The organism is Peribacillus sp. B65, from assembly GCF_058513295.1.
The window spans coordinates 3243237-3264102 of the sequence record NZ_CP195840.1; the positions used below are offsets into that span (position 1 = coordinate 3243237).

Below are 20866 nucleotides of genomic sequence, written 5' to 3' on the forward strand. Positions count from 1 at the left end.
AAGAGAAACAACTTGGAAGCTCAACGAGAAGGGGGAATAATCGATGATTAACCGTATGACGAGAAAAGTGCTCATTCCCATTAGCATACTCATATATATTGCTGGATGTTCGAAGACACCCCCTATTTCTGACACGAATGATCCGATAGAGAGTAAAACGGAACAATCATATGGGGTCAGTTCTTCAAACCCAATCGCAATAGATGTAGGGATGGATATATTAAAAAATGGTGGAACGGCGGCGGATGCCGCCATTGCGGTATCCTATGTATTAGGTGTAGTTGAACCTTATGGATCTGGCGTGGGTGGCGGCGGCGGTATGCTGATTGCCCCGGAATCCGGCGATCCCAATTTTATCGATTATCGTGAATCCTCTCCGGAAGACCCAAGTTCAAGACACGATACAGGGATTCCAGGCTTAGTGGCCGGCATGCAGGTTATAAGTGATAAGTATGGGAGCGTACCGATGGAGGATCTACTTCAGCCGGCGATAGATCTGGCTGAAGACGGATTTGAAGTCGACAAATCGTTATCATCACGCTTAGAAGCAGCTCAGCCAAGGATATCTTCCGATGCGACTTCTCTTTTTTATCCTGATGGTGATGCCATTGAACCAGGCAAAACTCTCGTCCAAGAAAGACTTGCTGAAACATTGAAGCAGATTCAAAAGGAAGGTCCTGATGGTTTTTATAAAGGGGAAATTGCACGGGATATTAAAAGAGAATCAGATATCGACTTGATGGATTTAAAACGCTATGAGGTGAAGGAACGTAAGCCGGTCCAAGGAGCATTTGCCGGTTATGATGTTTTTACCGCCCCTCCGCCCTTTTCAGGAATTACAGTTCTTGAAATGTTAAAGCTCGCCGAGGAAATGAACCTAGGTGATACTTCAAGCAAATCAGCTTATATGAAAGTCTTGGGGGGCATCACGGATACTGCTTATCAAGATCGGTCCGCCCATGTTGGAGATGGAATAAGTCACTCTAAAGCGGAAAAATTGCTCTCCCCCATTCATTTGGATAATCTTAAAAATAAGATCAAAAGTGAAAAATGGGACGATAAAGAATCGAATGGTTCAGAAGAACATGAAAGTACGACACACTTTGTGATAATGGACAAGTATGGCACTGTCGTTTCAACAACAAATACGCTCAGTAACTTTTTCGGATCTGGGGATTATACGAATGGATTTTTCCTTAACGATCAATTGAAAAATTTCCGGTCCGGCTTGAATTCTCAAGAGGCATATAAACGGTCAAGAACTTTCACCGCTCCGACCATTCTCAAGAAACCAGGGCAGGAATCGATTGGGATCGGCTCACCAGGCGGTGATAGGATTCCGCAAGTATTGATGCAGGTTCTTTATTCTTACACAGAGAATGAAGGCCCATTTCAGGATATCGTCGACCGTAATCGGTTCGTCTTTGATGGAAAGAAGATTTATACAGAATCCAGGCTTTCGGATGAAACAATATCAGAATTGGAAGATTCAGGATATGAAGTCATTCAGAAGATTTCCCCCATGTATTATGGCGGTGTTCAAGTACTTGTTAAAAACGAGAAAAATGGACAATTATCCGGAGCAGGGGATAAAAGAAGAAATGGAAGCTGGAAAGCTCAGCAATAAACGAGCAATCCAGCTCCTCCTTTTCTAAATATCATATGTTAGCGATGTATAAGGGGACGTAGAATATGAATATCGTAAAAAAAATAACAAGCTGGGTCATACCCGTTTTTATAATAGCGGCCCTGCTTGTGACCATGAATACGTTTAAACGGACAGAAACTTTAACACCCGACGAGCAAAAAAAGATAGAACAATATACGACTGTCGAAAAATGAAAAAAGCCGGGGCATCCCCGCTTTTTTTATTTTTGCCGTCAACGAGTGAAAGATATACGGAGGATAACCATGAAGGAAAATAACTATACTGATTTTATTGAACTAGAGCAAAATGAACAAGAAGACCTCGATTACCGTATCATCGTTCATCACAGGAATCCTGATATTGCAGTTCTAGCCATACATGGCGGGAACATTGAACCAGGAACTAGCGAGATTGCAGCCGCACTTGGAGAGAGACTTTGTGCAAGCACCTATCTATTCGAAGGTCTTAAACCAAGGGGCAACCAGGTCCTCCATATAACATCCCGCTTGTTCAATGAACCGATCGGCGTTTCAATGGCAGCGAACGCACAAACCACCCTTTCCATCCATGGCCACTACGACGTACATAATGCGCTGATTTACTTTGGCGGAAGGAACGAACCCTTTAAGAACCTGATACAGCAATGCCTCAACAAAGCTGGATTCCAAACTGCTCATGCACCGCAGCACCTTTCAGGGATGAAAGGAAACAACATCACCAACATATCCAAAACGGGTGCAGGCGTGCAATTGGAACTTTCCACTAAGCTTAGAAAAAGCTTTTTCAAAGGTGATGACTTTACCAGTAAAAACAGGGTCAATCACTGTGATCTTTTTAAACGGTTCGTTACTGCCATTGAAAAAGCGACTCTTGAATATAAACAGATTGAATGATCTTCTTAGTCCATAAGGCTTTCAACTTGGCCGAAGCTTTCGAATTTCTCGGCAAAATAAACTGACGAAAGATTGGAGATATGAACGCCCGTGTTTTCCGTTGTATGGAGAAAACGGCCATCACCTAGATAAATACCTACGTGGGTCACACCCAGCCTTGTTCCTGTGTCCCTAAAAAACACTAAATCCCCTGCCTTTGGATTTTCGATTTTGGACAGTAATGAGAAGTAATCCGCTGCAGAACCCCGTTTTACTGAAAGGCCCTGTTCCTTCATGACCCAATAAATGAATCCGCTGCAATCCATTCCGATCATCGGATCTTCCCCACCGAAAACATAGTTGAATCCGCGTAGAGTGTATGCATACTTGATGACATCATATGCTTTATCATATGCAGCCTCCTGGTTTACATAAAACGGATACAACGGGTTGCTGTATAGTTGAAGATACTGCCCTTGCATCAATTCATCCGTACTTAAAGCGTTACGACTTTTGATCGTCCTCATGGAAATGCTGTAATTCCCCGATATACTTTTAAGCGTTTCTCCCGTTTGGACGATATGCTCTCCTTTAGGCGTATATGTTTTGTACGCCACTTGGTATTTTGCAAAGTAATCTTCTGTAGTGGATCTCACCTGCACCGTTTCCGCACCATATCCAGAATTGATAAATTGGTTTTTGCCGACATAAATACCCGCAGTCACGACTTTTAAGCTGTCTTTTTCCAGAAAGAATATAATATCCCCCGTTTTCGGAGTGGCTGTATCCATCCCTTGCTTATAAAAGCCATCTACTGTCAAACGGTCGACCGGCACATTTTGCCGGGAAAGCACCCAATGAATCAATCCGCTCGAATCAAATCCTTTTTCAGGCGTCTCCTCTCCAGCTGTCTTTTTAAACCCTATAAAGGATTTCGCATAGTTTGCAATTTTTTTTCCTCTCTCCGACCATTGAAAGATGGAAGGAGTATACGCCGTGTGAATGATTGTCAACCTTTGGCCCGCAAATAACTTATCATCCGGTAAACCATTCGTTTTCATTAATTGCTCAGCCGATATCTCATATGTCTTGGCAATCGATTCAACCGTTTCGCCAGAGGTTACAGTATGCACAGGCTCTGCTGCCTCGGCCATTAAGCCAGGTAAAAAAGTGAAATTGATCATGAATACCAATGTAAGTATCATACCGCTTAATTTTCCGTTAAACATTTTAACCTTCCTTTATAGCTGAAATATTTTTAAATATACGATGTTCAAGTAAACTCCATCACACGAATCTTTTATCCTATCATCCACCCCAAAAAATGAGCCTTAACTCTCAACACTTCCATATTATCGGCGAACAGAATAAAACATTTAACCTATTTTCACAAATTATCATCAATCCGATTCAATAAAACCACTTTAAAAACAAACCATTATTCCTATATTATGCTCTTTTACCGTCACAGTGTGACTTTCCCTATAGCTACCCAGGTCATGGAGAAATGTTCATGGTTGGAATCGGAAAATTACTAGAAGATTTTATTTTTTTGGACAGAATGGGTAAAGTTAGCTGAGGCCAGTGATGATAAAGTCGTACTAACGATATAGGAGTGAAGATATGCAACATAGTTTAGGAGGGGCAACGCATTTGAGGTTTGGCATAAACAGACCTTGCTGTAACGTGATGAACTACACATATAGCTTGGCAACTCTAAAAAAGGATCAGGAACCCGAAGCCATTGATATCACCCATCATCTAGCAGAAGAAAAAAGGGGAAAGCTTAATGGCCTTCCCCTCGTTTCTAAGAATCTATGGCATGTACACCGTTTTAATATGTGAAAGCTTCAAAAACACATGTTCTCCACTGGCTGTCGTTAATTCAACCAAGTTGTTTTCCGCCTTTTTAAGCATACCGATTTTCATCGGGTCCTCTCCCCCATCAAATACTACTAGCTTTCCTGCATTTTTCTTTAATTGGTCTTCCAAAGAACGCAGCATTGGCACATCTGAAGGGTTGACGGGAAAACTCTCTTTACTGAGTGTATAGGGTGTGGCACTTTGATTGTACGGGGTAAGCCATTTAAGGTGATGCAGCGAGACATACATCATTTTATATACAGGCGAGTAGAATGCAAAGTAATCATTGAAAACATTGGTTATATAGCCGTGTAAAGGAATGTGTCCAGCAACATGGATTTCTGAAAAAACCCCTTTTGCGTTCATTAGTGTTTTACGATAGGAAATCGACGCCATGTCTTCCATTATGGGGGACTCCATAGGATTTTTGATCTCGTTATCAATCTCTGTACTCAGATTGAATTTATGGACGTGCAGCATAGGAAAATACAAAAACTGCTGTCCATTGAACAACACTAGAATATCCGTGCTCAGATCAGTTAGAATTCCTTTGAAAGTTTTTTTTCCTGAGATTTGGACATCAATCTGTTTACCCAGTAATGCAAACGCATCACTCATTACTATCTCCTCCTAGGGGGTTATTCAGCTAAAAATCATTTGCACCCAATAAAATAATAAGAGCAGTGTCACCACTGTCGTTATTGGTATGACTATCAGGGTTACACTTAAATAATCTTTCCACTTAATTTTCACTTTGTTTTGTTTCAGGATGTGCATCCAGATAAGTGAGGCAAGAGTACCGATGGGCAATAACAATGATCCCATGTCACTACCGATTATATTAGCTAGATAGATAGTTTTTAATGTGACCGGATCCAGTCCCATTTCGGTTAAGGTAATGGTACCTATCATTAATGCTGGATGATTATTGAAGATGTTTGATAGAATCGAAACCAATCCTCCCATGACAAAGCTCGCACTCAGTAACCCTTGATTTACAATCGGTTCGCATATCTGTACGAGCATGTCTGTAAGGCCTACATTATGTAGACCATAAATGATCACATACATGGAGAATGCGAATATCAGGATGTGCCATGGGGTCTTTTTTAAGATATCGACAGGGTTTGTCCGTAAATGGTACCACCTCCAGATCAGTAAAGATAAAGAGCCAAGTACAGCAACCCACTCGATTGGAATGGAAAAATAAGAAGCTACAAAGAGTAAACAGCGCACCACGAACACATAGAGCAATACTTTCAACATGAATTTTGTGCGTTGCCTTTTTGTTTCAACCGTCACTTTCCCCTTTAGGGGGTGGAAATTCTTAGTGAAGAAACTTTCCTCAATGTCATAAGAAATTTTTGGCAGTTTCTTGGGCAATTTTTTCTTGACCACTACGAACATCAACCATGACATGAAGACCAACCCCAAAGTTGCAGGTACAAACATCATGGCAGTATGCATATAAAGCGTCATGTGCACAATTTTCAAAGCGATTAAATTAACAATATTACTCACACCAATAGGCGCACTTGAAGCTGTTGCAATCAATGCTCCACTCAAAAGATACGGGATGGCTTCATGCGGCTTTAATCTGAGATTTTTCAAAAGCAAGATCAAGATGGGGGTCGTAATCATGATGCTGCCGTCGTTATTGAATAACAAGGTCATTAAAAAGCACAATAATTGAATGTACCAATACAGACGATACCCCGATCCTTTGGCAAGGATCGCAAGTCTCGCAGCCGCCCAGTGAAAAAATCCGAAACTTTCCAAGATGACTGCCATGACAATCGTTGCCATGATGGTGATCGATGCGCCCCCGATTTTATTGATGATATCCAAAATATCGCCTTGGGATACTGTGCCATTCAGTAAAATTATCACTGCACCGATTGAAGCTGGCCATGCTTCATTGATACCTCCTGGCCTCCACAATATAACTATCATTGTCATGACGAACACAAAAATAGTCATTCCTATTTCGAAATGCATGTTGTTCTCCCCTTTTTGGGCCTTGAGCCATTGGACCCTACTTGTCCGATTCCTATATATTATTCCCCTTTGTAAAAAAAGCATGGATACTTGACCAGTCCTTCTAAATTGTACTTTTGTACTTCTAGTGATTTTGTCCACTAAAGAGAGATGCCCAGTTCACAGAAATCAGGGTCAATGGCAATACAACAAAGGGGAGACCACTTAGTGGCCTCCCCTTTTCGAAACACTTATGTTGTCCGTTCCTCTAATCCTTTATCTGGAATTCCCCGAGCGTATGCTCCAAATCATTTATTAACTGTGATAGCTGCTGTGTATATTGAGCTAGTTCATTGGATGAAGCTGCTTGTTCCTCCATCGATGATGCAATTTCCTCTGATGAAGCTGTCGTTTGCTGAGATACGGCGGTGATTTCTTCTATTACTTTAATAACCGTTTCTTTCTGTTGATTGATGCTTTCAATGGATCGTGTTTCTTCCTGGATCGAATTAGAAATCTCCCCGACGGAATCCTCCAGCTCTTTCATGGCTTCACTTACCGTGATCACGGCATTTTTCTGATCCTTGCTGATTTGATTCGTTTCATTGGTCGTCCTCAGCAATTCCTCTGTATCTGACAGAATGCTTTGGATGATGGCTTGAATGTTTTTTGTAGCTTCTTTTGAATCATCAGCCAAGCTCCTTACTTCATTCGCCACGACAGCAAACCCTTTGCCGGACTCACCTGCCCTTGCCGCTTCTATGGATGCATTCAAAGATAACAAATTGGTTTGTTCCGATATTTTCGAGATGGCATTCGTGACATCGGAAATGGTTTTTGATTTTTCCACAAGTCTTAAGCTCATGCTGTTGACTGCAGCAAAAGCCATTTCTAATTTATGGTACGACGTTTCCAAGCCACTTACCTGTTGTTTCCCTGACTCTATTTTTTCAGATGCAAGCTCCAATACGGTTTGGGTCTCCCTCGATTTTTTTGATAACCCATCGATTTCGACACTAAGAACCTGGATCGTGCCCGCACCATGCTCCACTTGTTCAGATTGATTCGATGCTCCCGCTGCAATCTCTTCTATCGCACGTGAAACATCTGTAATGGCCGCACTATTCTCAGCAGCTATTTGGCTTAAGCCGGCATTGGCCTTTGTCACCGATTCCGCATTGCCGTTTACCTTGGCAACCAATCCTCTTAATTTCCCCAACATCGAGTTATAGCTTTTGCTTAAGTCCCCAATCTCATCATTGGATTTAATGGCAAATTCGGACACTAAATCCCCATTAGCTGTCTTTTCTATGATTTTTTGGAAGTCGGCCATGATCTTCGTTAACTTTCCTGCTAGATAAAGAGCACATGCCGTCCCGAATAGAAGACCTAAAATACCTGATATCACTACGATTCTATTAATGTCATCCAGCTTTGATTGCAGTATTTTATCTGGATTGAGCGCCAAAACCTTCCAGTTCACTTCAGGGACCGTACTCAATTCACCTGTATAATCTTCACCTTCCAACGTCAAGGCCTGATTCGCCTTGACGTTGCCATTATACATGTCGGCCACCCACTTGAACTCTGAATTGAATCGGTCAGTATCCGCCATGAAATCCTCCACACCTACTTCCATCCCGCTTTTTTCAGGATTCATATTCTTCCCGTCCATCCCCTGCATGAATGAACTCACAATAAAACCTTGTGAATCCAATATAACCAGATTGCTAGTGGACTCTTTTTCGATGGTTGTCCTCATTTTCCCGATTGTCGAAAGGTCGATGTCATAGCCCAGGGCTCCTGCCATTTTCCCGTCCGATAAAACGGGCGTTACAACGGAAGTCATGATCATCCCTGAAACTCCATCCTTATACACATCCATCCATTTCGTTTCTGGCCTTTCGGTCAGCTGCGTATATGTCTTGGTCTCCCTTGCATCCTGATTGAAATCCATTTGGGGCGAAGCATACAAGGAACCATCCGATCCATCCATATAATAAACAGAAATTAAATCTTCATTGTTCTTTTGAAATGCCTCTATCGTTTTTTGGATATCCTTGATTGAATCACCATTCTTGATCTGATTGGAAACTAGCTGTGATAACTGCTCTAGCGAATTCTCATACGTGGCCATGCTCAAATTGATTTGTGCCGCCGCATTTTGGGCCGAGCTTTTGTTGATGGATATACTATCTTCTTTAAAAATGGAGGTCACTTTTACCCCCATTATCGAAACGGATACGACAATAGCTAGAAAAACGGATGTGCATATAAATAATAACCATTTTATCCGGAGCGATATCCTCCTCTTCACTTTTTCTTTCTTTTCAATCGATGAACTTCTCATTAATTATTTCCCCTTTTTATTTGACCTGCAAAAATGCTACGCTTACCTGTGTGAAAACAAAGATTCAATCTATGCTCAAAATGGATCCTTCCTTATTTACGATCACTTACTTTATTTTTCCACATAAACATACTATATACCTAATTAAACCTTGTCAATTGCCAATTAAGGATAAATATGTAGGTACAAAGAACTTATTTCGTTTTCAAATTCAAAAAACCCTTGGATTACATAGAATCCAAGGGTTTCACATGGGTAATAACAAGGTTAGCAGAAAACGAGATTTAGCGTAATGCTGCAGCTAGGCTCTCTACGAATTCTTTTGCACCATCCGGACCATCACCTGTAATGATATCATCATGCGCAACGTCATGCTGTTTTGCATATTCAACGGAATTGGCTTTCAATTCGTCAGGAACTTAGTGAACTCACTTTCCACCCCAGGCACTCGCTTTGCGCGGAGTCTCATATCTTCCGTTTTTTCAGAAAAACTTTAGACCGACAATAGAATATGCCGATCTGTTGGATTCGAAGCTAATCATTTTCCATGAAAAGGGAAGATGATAACTCAAACCAATTTACCTTTTACCCGGTTTGGTGAATTGCTGACCAATTGCACCTATTATTAAAATGATGATCGAAATGAGACTGTAGTCCTTAAAAAAGGTCGTAAATGGAATTTCCAGAAATAAAAACGCCATCGTAAGCAGTCGTCCTATAAGTAGGATCATTCCGATAACTACCATCCAATTAAATAACTTTCCCAAAAAATCCATCTTTTCCTCCTTAGTCAATCTAATGATGACTTTCATGGTGTGATAAGAATAAAAAACTGGAGTGCTGCCCTAATATCCAATACCCTTCTGGCTCCAGTCCTTCAGCTACATGGTGTCCCGTGTACCATTACTCGGGGGTATCTTTCGAGATTGGTTTTCCGGCTTCGATCAACACTTTGCTGCCCAGCAGGAAAAAACCTTGAATGAACAGCAATAAACCAGTTCCTATAAGCAGCCACTCAATTTTAATGATGTCGGATATCGGTCCGAATACTAGCATTCCCAGGGGCATCATCGATGTCGAGATCATCCCTAAAACACCAAATACCCTTCCAAGAAGATCACCCTCTACCTTCTGCTGTAACAAGACCATGGACGGCGTATTAAAGATGGGCATCGCCAATCCGACTACCCCCATGATGATCAAGTAAATCCAGAAAACGGGGATGATTCCAAGAGCGAAAGTACAGGCGCCAATTATTAGGCTCGCAAGTGTCATCGTATGGATCTTGTTTTTAAAGCCTCCCCACGAAGCCATGAAAATCCCGCCTAGCATCATTCCGATGGCAAAAGTGATCTCTATCGCAGTCAACCGCCAAACATCATTCCCGAAAGAGCGTGTGACCTGAAGCGGTGTAAGAAATGCTACAGGTGCGGCAAGCACGAAGAAAAATGCGAAAAATATAAAGAACTTCTTAAGAAAGTCGTGATTCCTGATATATCTGAATCCTTCTTTCAAATCGGTGAAATAGCTGGTAGTTTGCTTTTGTAATGCCTTCGCATGTGCTGGAATTTTCAAAAATGCCAGCAAAGTGAAGATGGCAATTGCAGCTGTAATCACATCAATGAAGAAAATGGTTTCGATTGAAGCCATCGTAAGCAGCGCGCCGCTCACCATGGGGGAAACTAGCATCACCAGCGCTTGAATGCTTCCATTTGTCCCATTCACCTTCGTAAGCTTATCCTCTGGCACAAGCTGCGGAAGAATGGCCCCGACTGCAGGAGTCTGGATTCCAGTTCCTATCGCCCGGACAGCGGACATGACGAAAAGTAGCCAAAGCTCATCGTAGCCGATTAAAAACAATATGGCCAAAATCAGCGTTGAAATGGCAATCAATGAATCCGAAAGAATGATCAGCATCTTCCGATTATAGCGGTCTGCCCATACCCCCGCAATTGGGGAGAGTATAAAGGTAGGCACGAAACCACAAACGATGGATATCGTCATCATGACACCCGACTGTGTATTCAACGTGATATACCACATGATGGCATACTGAACTAAGGACGAACCAAAGAGGGATATGGTCTGACTGCCTAGAAAAAGAGTGATATTCTTTTTCCAATTGTCCTTTACTTGTTCATTTAATGATTTCATCTCTTAAACACCTCATTCTATTTTCAATATTTTTTTCTTAATGCCCTAAAAAAAACACAGGCTATCTGCCTGTGTTTAGAGTAAATGGATCAGAACCTATCTAAAGAAACTGAGAGGATGATTAGTTCACGATAAAAAGTAATCTCCTACTGGCCTTCGGTTTGGTCAATACAATGGAGAATTCACCACTTTACACGTATCCAAAATGACCTCCTTGGATAGGTAAAGTATTTCTCCCCTTAATAATTCTTCTATTTTAAAGTCAACTGGAATAGCGAAACCCTTTGATCACAAAGGTTGTCGCGGCATCAGCTGGACACAAAAAAAAGAGGTTGAAATCGTCTCTTTTTTTCACTAAAGCGTAAAATGAAGGTTTCCTTAAAAATAGACAGACCATTCCCATTTACCCTGCGGACATGCAGAGCCTTTGAACGTATTCAATTAACGGTTCAAAGATTGGAAACGCAGTCTGATAAATGTCACAAGGAAAACCTCCATTTCTTAAAAGTTAAAGTCATCTTAACATGGAGACAACTGGAATATCAATAAAAAACTGCCTTAATTGCAGAAGCCTCACTTCGGTTTAGGCCGAAATTCACTTTTCCGCTTCCTTATGCATCCACCTGCATGTCACACATTCCATTCATCCTTCAATTCGTTTGACGGCGGCCGAATATTCCTTATGCCTTTTTTCCCATTCATCCATCGGGAAGTCCTGATGATGACCATCAAGTAAATCACTAAACATATCAAGGCATATATGCCAGCCTGCCAAATCTTTTGATGTATGATCATTAACTGGCGTGATGGATTCTTTCAATACTAATGAGCATCCATCCTTTTCAGGGGATACCTCGAAACGAACCCAGCCGTCCCCCCATTCAAAATCTAAAACGGAAAATTCTTGGAAGTCCCTGACCTTCATATCAAAAGATTTCCCTGACCCATCATTGAAATTGAATTTTATGGTCCCGTCTTTTCGAAGGTCTTTCATTTCCAGGTTGGACATCCACTTTTCCACCTTATCATTCTCCGTTAAAGCACCCCATACCTTTTCAACCGAATGATTGAGCAGGCTATCGAATCTTGCGATAATCCCATTACCTTCTTTTTCGATTACAGCTTGCAATTGGATTCCCCCCTTACAATTCGTTACCCGATTTTATTTTTATAATAAAACATGGTCGGATGTAATTCACCATTTGCAGATTTCGCATAATCGGGAATCCTGCCTGCCTGAATATATCCCAATGAAGTATACAGGGAGTTAGAAGGATCTCCTTCCCTTGTATCCAGGACCAATAATGTCCGTCCCTCCTGCTTGGCCCTCTTCTCAGCCTCTAGCATGAGTGAACGCCCTATTCCATTTCGCCTATAACCAGTATGCGTCATTAATTTTGCGATTTCCGCACGATGGCCGCCGTTTTGCTTTGAACATAAATGTAACTGTACGCTCCCGACTATCTCACCCTGTAATTTAGCAACTAATAGAACCACATCAGGATTTATGGCACTACTCCAATAATCAATCGCCTCAGACCGTTCCATCGGAGGTAAAAAACCAATGGACGCGCCATCATCCACCACCTGCACCAAAAGTTCGGAAAGTTCATTAAGGTGGTATTCGATTGATGTTAATTGTTCGATTTTCAACTCAGCATTCACAGTAATCACAACCTTTCAGGTGATACAATCATATTCACCAACCCTGGCGCTTTGATAAAGAAGTAATATGAGCCAGGTGATGGCGTCCGTGCCATGCATAAATGCCTATATTTTCACCGACCGTCACCTCTCCTGAATCAGGATGGATGAATGTTCGGCCCATGTCGTCTGCATGAAGACACGATAAAAGTTTGCACATCCGGATATGTACACTTTCGATTAGTGATAGAGAAACTTCAATCGGCAAATCATAATCAGGCAGCTCAGCCCATTGTGCCTCTTCGTACGGTTTAATGACCGGACTTTCTTCCGTAAGGGCCAATTTGAAACGAATATATGCATTCATATGACTATCGGCAACATGATGCACCACCTGGCGGACCGTCCATCCTCCAGGCCGATAAGCCGTATCAAGCCTTTTATCATCCATGTTACATACCGCTTCCCGCAGCATCCGAGGCAAAGCTTCAATCTCCTTGATCCACCCCTCGGCCACATCACTAGTAATTTCCCCGTCAAACTGAAACTTTCCAACCGGGTATCTTAAATCCATCTTCATCCCCCCTTGATGTTCAATAAAAATAGCATCCAGATATATTCTATATTCTTTATTGATTGAGACAAATCCTTTTTACCTGCTATTCTTTGTTTTGCAAGCCTGCACATGCTTTCATTAATCATCAGGAATATTAATCCAATCATTATCACGTATACTATTTCCATATTTAGCAACCATAACAAAAGAATGGCATTTGCATTAATACAATCTTTAAACAATGGAAATGGGGAAAGGATCATCTTGAAGAAAATCAGATCGATACAAACTCTTAGCATCTTCTTTTTATCAATCGGCCTTCTAAATCACGTTATGTTGATCCCTTTCCTTCTATCCACCGGCGGAAGGGATTCTTGGTTTTTTTCTATCCTGACTATTGGATTGATACCGGTTTGGGTCTACATATTATCGAGGATAATCAAGAATATGAATAATCAATCCCTGACAAATTGGCTTGAAAATAGATTTGGTAATCCTATTAAAAATATCGTTTTATTCTTTATCGTGATTTATCTGATCAGTCTTGTATTGGCCACCACAAAGGAAACGATTGATTGGATCACGACAAGCTTTCTTTTTGAAACCCCAAGTTTAGCGATTATCATTCCGTTTACACTGCTTTGCATCTTCCTTGCCCATTCAGGTATGCGCTCCATCGCCATTTGCTCTTCTGTATTATTGCCAATAGTCGTCATTCTTGGCATGTTTGTTGCGACCGGAAATATACCGACAAAAGACTATAGCCACCTCCTTCCCCTTTTCGAGAATGGCTATTTTCATGGCGTTAAAGCCATGAAATATTCTGGTTATGGTCTTGCCGAACTGATTTTAATCGCTTTTTTCCAGGAAAAGCTTACTGATAAAATCAGTCGGAAAGTATTGGTTTTCATATGCCTCGGTTTAGTGTTTTTACTTCTAGGACCATTAACAGCTGCAATTGCCGAATTCGGACCGACCTTAGCCGAAGCCATGAGGTACCCTGCCTATGAACAGTGGCGTCTGCTGACTATTGGAAAATATATCGAACATACAGATTTCTTTTCCATTTATCAATGGCTTGCTGGTGCCTATATCCGTGTTTCACTGGCATTATTCTTAATAACGGAAATCTTTAATAGGAAAACTGAAAAAATGAAGGTAGGAATTCTTTTCGCTGTCGGCTTTCTCATGGTCGTCATCTCCATCGTACCATTCAGTAATTTCAAGTTTTTGCATGTGACCCAAACTTTTTATTATCCTGGCGCTTTTTATTTCCTGTTACTTTTGTCCGCCTTTTTGTTTATCGGCACGTTCATTAGATCTAAGGAGGGTAAACGACATGAGAATGAAACGATCCAAAAATGAACCAACCCTGCCTGAATTAAAGGAGGAGACATTTCGGGAGTTATTCAGTTCAAGCTCGGATATCATATTTGACACGATTTATATTGGAGAAACCGAAAGGCCCATTCCTGTCCTTATCTTTTATTGCTCGGGTATGACCGATATCAGTTTACTGAACGAGGGGATTTTGGAAAAGTTAAACAAAATGATGGAATTGGATGAGAGAATCGATGAAGAAGAGGCATTCAACAAGCTAAAACCATTGATAGATTTGACTAAAGTGACAATTGATAGTGAATTCAATAGCGTCCAGCAGCTGATTTTCTCCGGGAATGCCTTATTATTCATTCCATCAACCCAAAAGTTATTTTCAATAAATTTGTCCAATGTTCCGAACAGGCAGCCTGAGGAGTCTTCCTTCGAGGTCTCTGTAAGAGGACCAAGAGATGGATTTGTCGAGGATTTATCCATAAATACCGCTTTAATCAGAAAGCGGCTAAAAACAAAATCGCTCGCCTATGAAGACTTTATTGTCGGCAGGCGCAGTCAAACGAAAGTCGCACTAATGTACATGGATGACATCATTGATAAAGAACTCGTTAAAAATGTGAGGTCCAAGATTAACTCCATTGATATTGATATATTGGTGAGCAGCCAACAATTGGAGGAATTGATCACTAACAGTAAATTTAGTATATTTCCACTCACTCATTATACAAGTCGCCCCGACTTTGTAGTGGAAGCACTCAATCAAGGAAGATTCATTCTAATCGTGGACGGAATGCCAACAATAATCGTGGCTCCTTCTACATTATTATTGCAAATAAAAACAGCAGAAGATTCGAATCTTCCTTATCTATTTGTAAGTCTTGAGCGACTGCTTCGCTTTATGGGGCTTGGCATTACCATTTTATTGCCGGGGTTTTGGATATCCATTTCCGCTTTCAACATTGAACAGGTGCCGTTCCCGTTATTGGCCACCATCACCCTTTCAAGGCTTGGACTTCCCTTATCCGCCACCATGGAATTCATTCTCATGCTCATTTTATTTGAATTATTCCGCGAATCCGGAGTCAGGTTACCTAAAGCGGTTGGGCAGACAGTTGCTGTTGTAGGCGGACTCATTGTCGGTGATGCCGCGATAAGGGCCGGACTGACCTCACAAACCATGCTTGTGGTTACTGCCGTAACCTCTGTCGCATCTTATACTCTTGTAAACCAGTCTTTAACAGGGGCCGTAACGATTCTGCGCATGTTTGTGCTGTTACTAAGCTGTATTTATGGAATCTATGGCACGATAATCGGTTTCCTTTCCATTGTCACTTTACTATCCAGGCTTGATTCATTCGGGATTTCATATATTGGCGGAATGAACCCGCCAATATTCACTAAACTACTGGATTCATTCATAAAGAGGCCATGGAATTCCATGAGCAAACGATCCTTGGCAGCTAATGATAAGACCAGAAAGGGGCAGTAAGGCCATGTTCCGCATCTGCAAAATATTATTAACCATCCCTCTATTCCTTTTACTTTCAGGCTGCTGGGATGAAAAAACGATCCAGGACTTTCATTATATAACGGCCATCGGGATAGATTTCAAAGATGGGGAATACATTGTTTATACGCAACTTGTGGACTTCTCTGCGGTAGCTAAAACGGAGGCAAAACCCACTCAAGCCCCGCCCGTATATGTAGGGAAACAAAAAGCGCGTTCCATCTCGATCGCCATTAATAAACTAATGCGCAATACTCAACAGTCTCTCTATATAGGTCATGTTTCCACATTTGTCATCAGTGAAAATGTTTTGAAGCAGCAAAGTACAGAAATAGTGGATTATATATACAGAAACCAGTTACTTAGGTACTCTGCCAATATCTTTGCCACAAAAAGTTCCATGGATGAGCTTTTCTCCATTAATGGTTATTTTAATTTATCGCCTTTATACACGACATTATATTTACCTGAGGATGTCTACCGGAATCGATCATTCATCCAACCCATTACGGTCCAAAAGTATTATTCTAACCAGCGGGAAAAAGCATCCACAACCATCCTGCCCTCCATTTCCTGGAACGATAAAGTATGGAAGGAAAAGGATAAAAAAAGAAAAAGTCTCTTTATGGATGGTGCATTTGTCATTTATTATAAAGTGTCCCAGCCCTGGTTCTCTGAAAAGGATTTGAGCGGTTTACGCTGGCTCAATAAAAGGACCAACAAAACACCCTTAAATATTAACATGAATAAGCAAGACATCTATGCCTCTTTCTCCCATCCGCATTATCAAGTAAAGCCTGTTCTCATGGATGGAAAGTACAAATTCAATATTGACGTTGATGTATCAGGTAAGATACTGGGGCTTGATACACAAATGGATATCGATAAAATAAAACGGAAATTCGAAAGCCAAATAAAAAAAGAAATCCAAACAACCTTCATGACAGGGATTCAAAAGAACGCGGATCCTTTAAGCTTAGGTAAAATCCTTTATATCAAAGAGACAAAATACTGGCAAAAGAATCATATAAATGATCCGAAGGACTACTTAGATAACGATTCACTACATGATATAAACGTTAATGTTCACATCCTTAATACAGGCGGTTTAGAAGCTAAACCACTCGAGTAATGAAGGATTTGATTTATTATTTTAGGTCCCAATTTGATGATGCTCCTTTCACGAGTAAATCGGCCAAACTCACGAGTATTTGTTCTAATTTCACGAGTAAATTGCCAAAACTCACAAGTAAAAGCTTATAATTCGTGAGTTTGCTGCTGCATTTGACGTATTATCGCTTATAATCCATGAGTTTACAGCCCAACTTGGGTTTAATAGCCCTTTTCATGTAGGATGGTGCCTTTTTAGGCTCCATCCTGATTTTTGGCGCCGGAAAATGTGGTCCTGAATTTGGCGGGAAGTATGATTAAATGGTAAATTTAGAGTATTCTAACAATTGGAGGGTCCATTTATGAGCATACAAAAGGCTACATTACATGAGCTGGAATCACTGACGGAACTTTTTGATTTATACAGAGTGTTTTATGAGCAAGCATCCGATCCTGGTCGTGCAAGCGAGTTTTTAAGGGAAAGGCTGACAAATGGGGAGTCTGTGGTTTTTATGGCGTTTGATGAAGGAAATCCAATTGGTTTTGTACAATTGTATCCTTCTTTTTCGTCTGTCAGTATGATGCGGTCATGGGTATTGAATGATTTATTCGTGAGGGAGTCCGCCCGCAAAAAGGGATTTGGCGAGGAGTTATTGAACGCGGCCATCACATTTGCACGGGAAACAGGTGCCAAAGGGGTTTCACTGGAGACAGGTAAGGATAATGTTAATGCACAGAAGCTTTATGAAAAAATTGGTTTCGTCCGTGAATCGAATCATTTTTATTATTTCACCATTTAATATAAAAAAAGTGTAGGGAAAACCTCCCTACACTTGGATGCTATTAATCTAGCATATTAATTATTTAGCAGTTTCCATGCTGGCTTGAATTTCTTTAATTAGAAGTTCGGCACCTTCAGGGCTAAGTATTAATTTACCGTCAGCAAGTTTCATATTGTCATCGGAAACTTCACCTGTAACCTGACAAGTCATGTTTGGTTTATATTTTTGAAGGATGATGCGCTCTTGTTCTACATAAATCTCCAGAGCGTCCTTCTCATTAATTCCTAATGTTCGGCGCAGTTCAATTGGAATGACTACCCGTCCTAATTCGTCAACTTTACGTACAATACCTGTAGATTTCATTTAATTTACCCCACTAACTTTCTTGCGAATGTTGCATTTATATATTTCGTCACCATTCGACATTATTTGCACTTCTATTAAGATACCACTACCTACCATATTCGTCAATTCTCGTATCTTCATATATTATCTGCCTCTATATGATTTTTATATAAAATATTAGTAATACCTTCATAACACGCGTCATGACAACGTTTCCCGCTTCTTTAGTTGGTATATATTGTTAAAATGGATATTGAAATGGAAACGCCTTCATTTAATTCCAACAAGCATTCTTTTTATGTCATGTCGAATCATGAAGAATGAATTTCACTAGCTTAAAAGAATCCTGTTGATTTTCTTTTGCTTTTGAAGGAAAATTTAAATTGATCGCTTATAATATTCCGAAAATTCATTCCGCTTTTAAAACAGTGGATTCAGAAAGCCGAAACGATTGCCATCCTTCCAGAGTCTTACTGACTCATAAAACAGATTGAGGTGAGTCAATTGCGTCCGATTATATTAGGTATTTGTTCTGCTTTCTTTTTTGCATTTACGTTTGTTTTGAATCAGGCCATGGAGTTGTCTGGCGGAAGTTGGATTTGGAGTGCTTCGCTGCGTTATTTCTTCATGGTGCCATTTCTGTTGTGTATCGTATTGAGCAGAAAAAACCTGCGTCCCCTTTTACAAGTGATGAGAGAAAAGCCAGGTCCTTGGCTGCTTTGGAGTTTTGTCGGATTTGGGTTATTTTATGCTCCTTTATGCTTTGCGTCCGCCTACTCACCTGGCTGGCTGATCGCCGGCACTTGGCAAATCACGATCATTTCGGGTGCGCTGCTTGCGCCGCTGTTTTTTGAAAGTGTCCAAACGAAAGATGGGATCGAAAGGCAAAGAGGAAGGGTTTCTGTGAAAGGCCTCCTCATGTCCATGATCATTCTGCTTGGGATCATCCTGATGCAACTGGAACATACTAAACACATTTCAATGGCCAATCTTTGGCTGGGAGTGATTCCAATCGTCATCGCTTCGTTTGCATATCCTTTGGGAAATCGCAAAATGATGGAAGTATCCGAAGGTCGTTTAGATGCTTACCAGCGTGTATTGGGAATGACTTTGGCGAGTTTGCCATTCTGGTTCCTGCTTTCATTGTACGGTTTCTTTACAGTAGGGGCACCGACGAAGATGCAGAGTTTCCAATCCCTTTTGGTCGCACTATTTTCAGGTGTCATTGCCACAGTCCTTTTTTTCAAAGCGACCGATTTGGTAAGTGGAAATATGCAGAAATTAGCTTCAGTCGAAGCTACACAATCGATGGAGGTCCTTTTTGCCCTCGCCGGCGAATTACTATTCCTATCTTTACCTATCCCTTCTCCGTTATCGTGGTTCGGTATCTTTATCGTCATCATAGGAATGATCCTGCATAGCTATGTTTCACATAAAAAAGAAGGTTCATCCAGGAAACGGACAGTGAGTGCCTAAATAGCAAGTCAAAAAAGCCCCGGATAAGATTTCGGGGCTTTTTTGACTTGAAAACAGAAACTGACTACGTTCTTTTTTTCCATTGACAGGTCATGATAAATTGATGGTTTTTTAAAGTGGCAAACAGCTCACCTTCCATTTTTATCATTAAACTTTTCAGTCATCTCTGCTGCAAACGTTACGGGGCATTTGCCATATTAGTCCAAATTGGGCATTGCCTTGGCAAAAAAATTTTTACCTTGAGTAAGTTCAAAAAGTATGTATAATGAAAGGTAATTGCATATGTCAAAGGTTTTCTAGGGTTCCGCAGTGCGTCTTATTGCTGGTCTGGTCCGAGAGAAAACTCACAGCATGCTGTGTCACGGAAGGATAAAAGCCTGGGAGAAACTGTTTAACAGTTATCTCTTGGGCTTTTTTTGTTTTTTTTGGTAAAGAATAAAATCGGAGGTGCGATATTTCATGAGCACAAACTGGATTAAAGTATTCATTGCAGCTTTTTTTGAAGTATTTTGGGTGATTGGCTTAAAACATGCAGATGACTTTTGGACTTGGTCTGGAACGGTCATTTCGATCATCATCAGTTTTTACTTGATGATAATGGCTGGCAGGAAGCTTCCTGTCGGTACGGTATATGCCGTTTTTGTCGGTATGGGGACAGCCGGTACCGTTTTTTCAGAAATCATTTTCTTTGGAGAATCCTTCAAGCTGAGCAAAACGCTATTGATCCTCCTTTTATTATCAGGGGTGATTGGCTTGAAGCTAGTGACTGATGATAAGGCAGAGAAAGGGGATGAATCATAATGGCTTGGGTCTCTTTAATCTTAGCGGGGCTATTCGAAATGTTTGGGGTTGCGATGATAAATAAATTGCACAAAGACCGTAATTGGCAATCCTTGCTGCTGTTGTTCATCGGATTTGGAGCAAGTTTCCTTTTTCTTGCTTATGCCATGAAAACCTTGCCGATGGGGACTGCTTATGCTATCTGGACAGGAATCGGCGCATCAGGCGGAGCGATAATCGGGATGCTATTATATGGGGAATCCAAAGATTGGCGAAGAGTCGTTTTTATAGCCATGGTCCTTGGCGCAGCAGTGGGATTAAAACTTGTTTCATAAAAATGAGTGAAGGTGATTTTCTTTTGTCTATAGAAATTCGGAATATGACACCGCATTACCATTATGTTATCTAGTATATAAAAGCATAGAAAAACAAAGACGACACAATTTTGATATATCGAATTAATGTGT

General features: G+C 40.9%; 22 protein-coding genes and 1 riboswitch. Of the genes, 11 read left to right on the plus strand and 11 right to left on the minus strand.

The window, feature by feature from the left end:
- Positions 1 to 43 precede the first annotated feature (43 nt).
- The 3 genes from ACSR9O_RS15900 (at position 44) to ACSR9O_RS15910 (ending at position 2541) form a co-directional block, all read left to right on the plus strand.
- Positions 44 to 1627, plus strand: a complete 1584-nt coding sequence (locus ACSR9O_RS15900; RefSeq protein ID WP_260358402.1) for a gamma-glutamyltransferase family protein — start codon at positions 44 to 46, stop codon at positions 1625 to 1627.
- Between the two features lie 65 nt (positions 1628 to 1692).
- Positions 1693 to 1842, plus strand: a complete 150-nt coding sequence (locus ACSR9O_RS15905) for a CapE family protein (RefSeq protein ID WP_157831026.1) — start codon at positions 1693 to 1695, stop codon at positions 1840 to 1842.
- Between the two features lie 69 nt (positions 1843 to 1911).
- Entirely contained in the window at positions 1912 to 2541 is a 630-nt protein-coding gene (locus ACSR9O_RS15910) for a poly-gamma-glutamate hydrolase family protein (protein ID WP_101223061.1), read from the plus strand.
- A 5-nt stretch (positions 2542 to 2546) separates the two neighbouring features.
- Here ACSR9O_RS15910 and ACSR9O_RS15915 read toward each other — a convergent pair whose 3' ends face one another.
- On the minus strand, positions 2547 to 3749 hold the full coding sequence (locus ACSR9O_RS15915; protein ID WP_491724688.1) for a C40 family peptidase: 1203 nt from the start codon (positions 3747 to 3749) through the stop codon (positions 2547 to 2549).
- 394 nt (positions 3750 to 4143) lie between these two features.
- Here ACSR9O_RS15915 and ACSR9O_RS15920 point away from each other — a divergent pair, with 394 nt between their 5' ends.
- The gene (locus ACSR9O_RS15920) at positions 4144 to 4365 is read left to right on the plus strand and encodes a hypothetical protein (RefSeq protein WP_491724689.1); all 222 of its coding nucleotides are present in this window, start codon (positions 4144 to 4146) and stop codon (positions 4363 to 4365) included.
- Here the strand turns inward: ACSR9O_RS15920 and ACSR9O_RS15925 are convergent.
- The 9 genes from ACSR9O_RS15925 to ACSR9O_RS15965 all read right to left on the minus strand — a co-directional run bounded on the left by ACSR9O_RS15925 (position 4336) and on the right by ACSR9O_RS15965 (position 13082).
- Positions 4336 to 5001 (minus strand): DUF2642 domain-containing protein, encoded by a 666-nt coding sequence (locus ACSR9O_RS15925; protein ID WP_101223063.1) that lies wholly within the window; start codon positions 4999 to 5001, stop codon positions 4336 to 4338. The genes ACSR9O_RS15920 and ACSR9O_RS15925 overlap by 30 nt on opposite strands.
- Before the next feature lie 24 nt (positions 5002 to 5025).
- Positions 5026 to 6381 carry an arsenic transporter gene (locus ACSR9O_RS15930; RefSeq protein WP_101223064.1) on the minus strand — a complete coding sequence of 452 codons (1356 nt, stop codon included), beginning with the start codon at positions 6379 to 6381 and terminating at the stop codon, positions 5026 to 5028.
- 247 nt (positions 6382 to 6628) lie between these two features.
- The gene (locus ACSR9O_RS15935) at positions 6629 to 8710 is read right to left on the minus strand and encodes a methyl-accepting chemotaxis protein (protein ID WP_491724690.1); all 2082 of its coding nucleotides are present in this window, start codon (positions 8708 to 8710) and stop codon (positions 6629 to 6631) included.
- A 284-nt stretch (positions 8711 to 8994) separates the two neighbouring features.
- Positions 8995 to 9117 (minus strand): hypothetical protein, encoded by a 123-nt coding sequence (locus tag ACSR9O_RS15940; RefSeq protein ID WP_491724691.1) that lies wholly within the window; start codon positions 9115 to 9117, stop codon positions 8995 to 8997.
- 171 nt (positions 9118 to 9288) lie between these two features.
- Positions 9289 to 9486 (minus strand): hypothetical protein, encoded by a 198-nt coding sequence (locus tag ACSR9O_RS15945; RefSeq protein ID WP_101223067.1) that lies wholly within the window; start codon positions 9484 to 9486, stop codon positions 9289 to 9291.
- Positions 9487 to 9613: 127 nt separating this feature from the next.
- The gene (locus ACSR9O_RS15950) at positions 9614 to 10864 is read right to left on the minus strand and encodes an MFS transporter (protein WP_491724692.1); all 1251 of its coding nucleotides are present in this window, start codon (positions 10862 to 10864) and stop codon (positions 9614 to 9616) included.
- A 643-nt stretch (positions 10865 to 11507) separates the two neighbouring features.
- Positions 11508 to 11993, minus strand: a complete 486-nt coding sequence (locus ACSR9O_RS15955) for an SRPBCC family protein (protein ID WP_101223069.1) — start codon at positions 11991 to 11993, stop codon at positions 11508 to 11510.
- Between the two features lie 23 nt (positions 11994 to 12016).
- Entirely contained in the window at positions 12017 to 12529 is a 513-nt protein-coding gene (locus ACSR9O_RS15960) for a GNAT family N-acetyltransferase (RefSeq protein WP_101223070.1), read from the minus strand.
- Positions 12530 to 12563: 34 nt separating this feature from the next.
- Positions 12564 to 13082, minus strand: coding sequence for a YfiT family bacillithiol transferase (locus ACSR9O_RS15965; protein ID WP_397315314.1), 519 nt, complete (start codon positions 13080 to 13082; stop codon positions 12564 to 12566).
- Between the two features lie 111 nt (positions 13083 to 13193).
- Between ACSR9O_RS15965 and ACSR9O_RS15970 the strand changes: the two genes are divergently transcribed.
- The 4 genes from ACSR9O_RS15970 (at position 13194) to ACSR9O_RS15985 (ending at position 17816) form a co-directional block, all read left to right on the plus strand.
- Positions 13194 to 14429 carry an endospore germination permease gene (locus tag ACSR9O_RS15970; protein WP_491724693.1) on the plus strand — a complete coding sequence of 412 codons (1236 nt, stop codon included), beginning with the start codon at positions 13194 to 13196 and terminating at the stop codon, positions 14427 to 14429.
- Entirely contained in the window at positions 14404 to 15888 is a 1485-nt protein-coding gene (locus tag ACSR9O_RS15975; protein WP_101223073.1) for a spore germination protein, read from the plus strand. Before ACSR9O_RS15970 ends, ACSR9O_RS15975 begins: the two co-directional genes overlap by 26 nt.
- Before the next feature lie 4 nt (positions 15889 to 15892).
- Positions 15893 to 17038, plus strand: coding sequence for a Ger(x)C family spore germination protein (locus ACSR9O_RS15980; protein ID WP_157831030.1), 1146 nt, complete (start codon positions 15893 to 15895; stop codon positions 17036 to 17038).
- A 340-nt stretch (positions 17039 to 17378) separates the two neighbouring features.
- Positions 17379 to 17816, plus strand: a complete 438-nt coding sequence (locus ACSR9O_RS15985) for a GNAT family N-acetyltransferase (RefSeq protein WP_101223075.1) — start codon at positions 17379 to 17381, stop codon at positions 17814 to 17816.
- Between the two features lie 60 nt (positions 17817 to 17876).
- On the opposite strand, the gene abrB is transcribed toward ACSR9O_RS15985, so the two are convergent.
- Positions 17877 to 18161 (minus strand): transition state genes transcriptional regulator AbrB, encoded by a 285-nt coding sequence (gene abrB / locus ACSR9O_RS15990; protein WP_053536026.1) that lies wholly within the window; start codon positions 18159 to 18161, stop codon positions 17877 to 17879.
- 486 nt (positions 18162 to 18647) lie between these two features.
- On the opposite strand from abrB, the gene ACSR9O_RS15995 reads away from it, so the two are divergent.
- The 3 genes from ACSR9O_RS15995 (at position 18648) to ACSR9O_RS16005 (ending at position 20734) form a co-directional block, all read left to right on the plus strand.
- Positions 18648 to 19619: a DMT family transporter gene (locus ACSR9O_RS15995; RefSeq protein ID WP_101223076.1), complete on the plus strand. Its 972-nt coding sequence runs from the start codon at positions 18648 to 18650 to the stop codon at positions 19617 to 19619.
- A gap of 285 nt (positions 19620 to 19904) precedes the next feature.
- Positions 19905 to 20005, plus strand: a riboswitch (guanidine-I (ykkC/yxkD leader).
- 73 nt (positions 20006 to 20078) lie between these two features.
- Positions 20079 to 20420 carry a DMT family transporter gene (locus ACSR9O_RS16000; protein ID WP_063232562.1) on the plus strand — a complete coding sequence of 114 codons (342 nt, stop codon included), beginning with the start codon at positions 20079 to 20081 and terminating at the stop codon, positions 20418 to 20420.
- A complete protein-coding gene (locus ACSR9O_RS16005) occupies positions 20420 to 20734 on the plus strand; it encodes a DMT family transporter (RefSeq protein WP_034309447.1) in 315 nt (104 codons plus the stop codon). Before ACSR9O_RS16000 ends, ACSR9O_RS16005 begins: the two co-directional genes overlap by 1 nt.
- The last annotated feature ends 132 nt before the right edge of the window (positions 20735 to 20866 follow it).